Annotated in this window: 4 protein-coding genes; 2 read left to right on the forward strand and 2 right to left on the reverse strand. The window is 69.3% G+C overall.

What is annotated here, in order from left to right; genetic code table 11:
- Window positions 1–714: 714 nt before the first annotated feature.
- Entirely contained in the window at window positions 715–1,827 is a 1,113-nt protein-coding gene (locus ACWEN3_RS40060; protein ID WP_452981736.1) for an ABC transporter substrate-binding protein, read from the reverse strand.
- A 491-nt stretch (window positions 1,828–2,318) separates the two neighbouring features.
- On the opposite strand from ACWEN3_RS40060, the gene ACWEN3_RS40065 reads away from it, so the two are divergent.
- A complete protein-coding gene (locus ACWEN3_RS40065) occupies window positions 2,319–2,699 on the forward strand; it encodes a VOC family protein (RefSeq protein WP_452981739.1) in 381 nt (126 codons plus the stop codon).
- Window positions 2,700–2,999: 300 nt separating this feature from the next.
- Here the strand turns inward: ACWEN3_RS40065 and ACWEN3_RS40070 are convergent, their stop codons facing one another.
- Complete coding sequence (locus ACWEN3_RS40070; protein ID WP_452981742.1) at window positions 3,000–3,257, reverse strand: hypothetical protein; 258 nt, start codon at window positions 3,255–3,257, stop codon at window positions 3,000–3,002.
- Between the two features lie 554 nt (window positions 3,258–3,811).
- Between ACWEN3_RS40070 and ACWEN3_RS40075 the strand changes: the two genes are divergently transcribed.
- A complete protein-coding gene (locus tag ACWEN3_RS40075; protein ID WP_452981745.1) occupies window positions 3,812–5,470 on the forward strand; it encodes an alkaline phosphatase family protein in 1,659 nt (552 codons plus the stop codon).
- The last annotated feature ends 52 nt before the right edge of the window (window positions 5,471–5,522 follow it).

Consider the following 5,522-nt stretch of genomic DNA (forward strand, 5'->3'; position numbering starts at 1 on the left):
GGCCAGTTCGTTGATCGTCGGCCGGTGCCATCGCCGCTGCCCGCCCACCCGCCAGGCCCACCACACGAAAGGACGAGAGACGCACCGCCAAACAGCTCAGACACACGCCCAGAGAGCCGTTGCCCGGCCGCCAGGGACGATGAGGCCGACGCTGTGCGCTTCCGCTTACCTGGAGGGCGAGTTCATCGCCGGCTTGCCCGCGAGCACGGCGCCAGCCGGGGCGCCAGCCGACGCCGTCACCGCATGGGCAGCGATGACGACGCTCTCTTGGCGGAGCGGCTCGCGTATTACCGGGCACGCGCACCGAGTACGACCGGGTTTATGCCGAGCGCGAGGACCTGCGGGAACTGCTGCTTCTAGTCGACAACCTCCCGGTCGGCGCGGACGTGCTCGAGCCGGCCCGCGGCACGGGCCGGTGGACGCAGGCGCTCGCCCCTCGGGCCCACTCGGTCACGGGCCGGCCGATGGGCGGCAGTTCGTTGTCGGCATCGCTGAACCGCCGACCGGCTCGGGCTGAGCCCCGGCAGCGGCATCAGCGCCGATCCACGGCCCGGTCGGTGTCCCCAGCCCCGCACGGCCGACCGCCAAGCTGTGCGGGTGACAGAGCGTGTGCGGGTTCGTGAGATTGATGCACAGCCGAAGCCGGGAATGAAGCTCAAGGCCGCAGTCGGCGGAGGAGCGTGCCAGCCCCTCAGTGTCGATCCTCGGGCACTCTCAGCCGGCGTGGAGGATCCGGAAGCGCTCGGGTTCTGCCGGATCCCGATCGACGACTTGGATCGGCGTCGACGCCCATTGCCAGACACTGATGCCTGGCATACGAGAGAACCGGATCTGTCCGCGGGTGCCTTCAACGGCGACGCGCGGCCAGGATGCGGCCGTGCTCGACCGGTCCGTGCCGTGTGAACGCAGCACATCGGCGAGGACGGCGATCGTGTCGTAGCCCTCGAACGCGACGAAGGAGGGCGCTTCGGCCAGCTGCTCGATGAGGGCCGCCTCGACTCGTGCACCGAGTGGGCTGAGGCGCTCAGGCAGGTAGCGCAAGAACGGAACCTCGGCGCCGTCTGCGCCCAACATGGCCGCCCACTCGGGAAGTTCGGGTTGCCCGGCTGGAGCACCGATCATGATCTCGGCGAGGCGCGGGTCGCTGCGGACGGACTTGACGATCGGCACGGCCGGGTCCGGGTGGCCGACCAGCAGAAGGAGGGCTGTCGCGCGACTGTCGAAGAGTTCGTCGCACAAGGTCGTGGGGGTGAGCGTGCGCATGTCGAGTTCGATGACGGTGCCGCCGCGTGGAGCGAGGTACTCCCGCAGGATGCGGGTCCCAGCAGCCCAGTAGGCACTCGCCTGGGTTGCAACGGCGATTCGACGGTGGCCCGAGCTGAGGAGGAAGTCCGCGTAGACCTGCCAGCCGCGGGACTGCGGCGGGGCGAGGCGCGCGACCCAGTCCGTCGGCTGTTCCGTGAGCGCATCGAGAACCGCTGACGAGCAGAGGAACGGAAGGCCGAGGGCGTCGGCCCTGGTGGCAACGGCGCGGGCGACGACGCTGTGGTACTCCCCCACCAAGGCGGCCACGCCCAGGCGAGCCAACTCGTCCACGGCCGTCGCGGCCCTCTCCGGATCAGCCGCGGTGTCTCGGACCACCAGCTCAAGTGGCCTTCCACCGATCCCGCCGCCGTCATTGACCTCGCGCACGGCCAGCTCCAGTCCGGCGAGCACATGTCGGCCCGCCTCGACCCAGCCGGGCCGAGTCAGCGGGACGAGAGTGCCGATCTGGATGGACGATCCGTCAGTTCGCCCCGTTTCAAGCGGCGGTGGTGGCGTACTCATGCGTTGGCGTCTCCCCCATGGCGATTCGCGTGCAGCTTGCCCGGATCGCAGAGTGAACGTCCCGGTCAGCCGGCCGAGGACGCTGATGCGAGCACAAGGCGATCACCTCGGCAAGTCAAGATCATCCGGACGAGCAGCTTACCCACGCCCAAGCCCGCGATCCAGGGTCCGGCTTCAAAGATCATCGGGTGGTGGATCACTGCAGGGTGATACGCCGTCATGACTAACCGGCCAGGAGCGGGAGTTACTCGCTCCGCTGATGCCGCGGGCTGCGACAGGGCGTCCTCGTGTGTCGGACCGGTTCCGTCTACCCCACTGCGCGGCCTGCGGTCCTCGCCCGGCGGCCCGGCCGGGCGAGGCGAGGAGCCCGAAAACCCTTCGCACCTGCTCGACTCGCCCGGTACGGTCTGGAGCGTGTTCCCACTGCGGGGAGCCCAAGAGCCTCGCGCGCGGCCGCCCGGCAGTTCCCACGCTGAGAGTAGGTTTCGTCAATGGCATGTCGTATCAGTGAGCTTGTGCTCGGTTGCCGCGACCCCGAGGTGCTGGCGCGGTTCTGGTGCGAGGTCCTGGACTTCGTGGTGCTCGGTCGCGAAGAGGACGGCAGCCTCGAGATCGGGCCGCGCGAAGGGTTCGGCGGCCCGCAGCCGACGCTCTTCCTCAGCCGCAGGGACGAGCCGGAGCAGGGCAAGTCCAGGCTGCACATCGACGTCAACGCCACCGATCGCGATCAGGACGCCGAGCTCGAACGCCTCTTGAAGCTCGGGGCACGCCCGGCCGACATCGGACAGACCGGCGAGGAGTCCTGGCACGTTCTTGCCGACCCCGAGGGCAATGAGTTCTGCCTGCTCAAGGCCCGACTCAACCCGCTCTGACGGCTTTGCGTCACCAATGCCGCCTCAACACCGTGTAGTTGCGGTAAGAATCCCGCGTCCCGCCGCGACCACGCCTGCCTCCCTGCGGAGACGGGCACTCGGGTCCCGCGGCGGTCGGCCGCCGAGGCTCGACAAAGAAGCTCGACAGAACCGACTGCCGCGGGCGCCACGCCGTCGAGTGCGGGACCAACCGCCTCAAGCGCCACCGGTCCATGCCCACGAGGCATGACCGTGAGGCTGATCAGATGCCACCTTGGGCGGTGGTCTGGCCCGAAGTACGCCTGGCTCTGACCCACGTTGTCAGATGCGCCCCCCGGTGAACCGAGTCAGGGGGCCGTTCGTGCGGCGTTCGGCACGACGGCCCATCGCGTACGACGCCGCACTCAGCAGTGTGAGGCCGGCACCCGCACCGGCGGCGATGAGCTTGCGATGAGCGATCACCGCCAGGGCTGTCTTGGCCGAGCCGGCAACCTGGCCCGATGCGGCGACCACCATCTGCCGGCCGGACTCGAGGCCCTGGGTCGCGGTGCGGGCCAGCGAGCTCGTCGCCTCAGTCACTCGCTCGGACTTCTCCTTACCCGCTGACACCGCGTCGTCAGAGACCTTCGCGGCCTTCGTGGTCGCCCGTCGGACCGCGGCTGACGGCTTGTCCGTCGTCGGCCGGGCCTCGGAGGCCGTCTGCGGCTCCTGCTTGGGCTTCTCGTTCGCCTTGCTATTCGATTGAGTCATGGGATTCGCATTGCCCCGGTCCCTTCGGGCAAACGCCGCTGCCGACCTGGCTTCCCTGCCCGCGCACCCAGGGCGCCTGCCAGACCGTCCCGACCGCCGACACCCGCCACATGCGCACTCTGCCGATCAGAGCAGGTGCGCCCAGCGGGGACGGAGACGTCAACTCCTCACCGTTGTCCGCGCGTTAGGAGCCCCCGGCCCCCGTGATCACCACAGTGACAGCACACCCGCCACCCGCGCGGATCTCGCCATCTTTGCGTTCACCCGTGCGTTTCTTTGGCAGGACAAAGTACGGAAGTCCGCTCCCGTACACGTTCTCACTCTCGGATGTGGGTGCACGGCTCACAGGCTTCTTCAAGCCCCGCACAGCCCGAGGAGAACGCATGGCCCCCCGTCCCCTGCCTTCCGCCCGCACAGCCACCGCAGTGGCCGCCGCGCTCGCTGCCGTGGGCGCCCTCACCGCGACGGCCACCGCGCCCGCCTCGGCGCACGCACGCACCGATGCCCGGCACGTCCTTCTGCTGTCCATCGACGGCCTGCACCAGTCCGACCTGGCCTGGTACATCGCCCGCCACCCTCAGTCGGCGCTCGCGCGGCTGACCACCAGCGGCGTGGAGTACACCCACGCCAGAACCACCATCCCCTCCGACTCGTTCCCCGGCATGGTCGGCCAGATCACGGGTGGTAACCCGGGCACCACGGGTGTCTACTACGACGACGCCTACAACTCCGGTCTCCTCCCGGCCGGCACGACCACCTGCGCCGGCGCCAAGCGGGGTGCCGAGGTCGACCTCACCGAGGACCTCGACAAGAACAAGGACTCCATCGACGCGGGCCAGGGCCTCAGCGGCCTGCCCGGCAGCATCCTCAAGATGACCGGCGACGCCCGCAGCCTCATCGACCCGTCGAAGCTGCCGGTCGACCCGAAGACCTGCAAGCCGGTCTACCCGTACTCGTACCTGAAGGTGAACTCGGTCTTCGAGGTGGCCCGCAAGGCCGGGTTGCGGACGGCGTGGTCCGACAAGCACGTCGCGTACGACATACTCAACGGCCCGTCCGGCACCGGTATCCAGGACATGTTCGCTCCCGAGATCAACAGCCAGGCGATCGGCTACGCGTCGGGCTCGGACTGGACGAAGGACAACGCCGCGACCGAGCAGTACGACGGCTACAAGGTGCAGGCCGTCCTCAACGAGATCGACGGCTTCGACCACAGCCGCACCCACAAGGTCGGCACCCCGGCGGTCTTCGGCATGAACTTCCAGTCCGTCTCGACCGCCCAGAAGCTGCCCACCTCCGACGGGCTGACGGGCGGTTACCAGGCAAAGGGCGTACCCGGCCCGCTGCTGGCGAAGAACCTCGCCTTCGTCGACAAGGAGGTCGGGGCGTTCCTCACCGAACTGCGCAAGCGTCACCTGGACGGCACCACGACGGTCATCCTGTCGGCCAAGCACGGCCAGTCGCCGACCGACCCCAAGGCACTGACCCGCATCGACGACGGCCCCCTGCTGGACGGCCTCAACGCCGCGTGGAAGGCCGCCCACCCGGGCGCCGGTGACCTGGTCGCGCACGCCGTGGACGACGACGCCATGCTCATCTGGCTCACCGACCGTTCGAAGGCCGCCACCGACTTCGCCAAGGCCTACCTCCTCGCCCAGTCCGGCAAGGGCAACGGCATCGACGGCGGGGTCAAGCCTTACACCGCGAGCGGTCTGAAGAAGCTGTACGCCGGTGCGGCCGCCGCCCAGTACTTCCACGTCCGCCCGGGCGACTCGCGCGTGCCCGACCTGTTCGGCATCAGCCAGTACGGTGTCGTCTACACCGGCGGCAAGGGCAAGATCGCCGAACACGGCGGCGCCCACGCCGACGACCTGGACGTTCCGCTCGTCGTCACCGGCGCCGCCACCCCGCACGGCGCACGCGTCGACGGCACCGTGGAGACCACGCAGATCGCCCCGACGATCCTGCGGCTGCTCGGCCTCAACCCCCAGGCCCTGGACGCCGTACGCATCGAGCACACCCGGGCACTGCCCACTCGCTGACAGCATCGCTGTCACCCTGCGACGACTCCCCCACGGCGGGTCCAGGTCGTGC

This window comes from Streptomyces sp. NPDC004561 (genome assembly GCF_053602155.1).

Excerpts from the sequence above, each read along its gene's own strand:
- ACWEN3_RS40060 (WP_452981736.1), bottom strand. The coding sequence starts at position 1,827 with ATGAGTACGCCACCACCGCCGCTTGAAACGGGGCGAACTGACGGATCG.
- ACWEN3_RS40065 (WP_452981739.1), top strand. The coding sequence starts at position 2,319 with ATGGCATGTCGTATCAGTGAGCTTGTGCTCGGTTGCCGCGACCCCGAG.
- ACWEN3_RS40075 (WP_452981745.1), top strand. The coding sequence starts at position 3,812 with ATGGCCCCCCGTCCCCTGCCTTCCGCCCGCACAGCCACCGCAGTGGCC.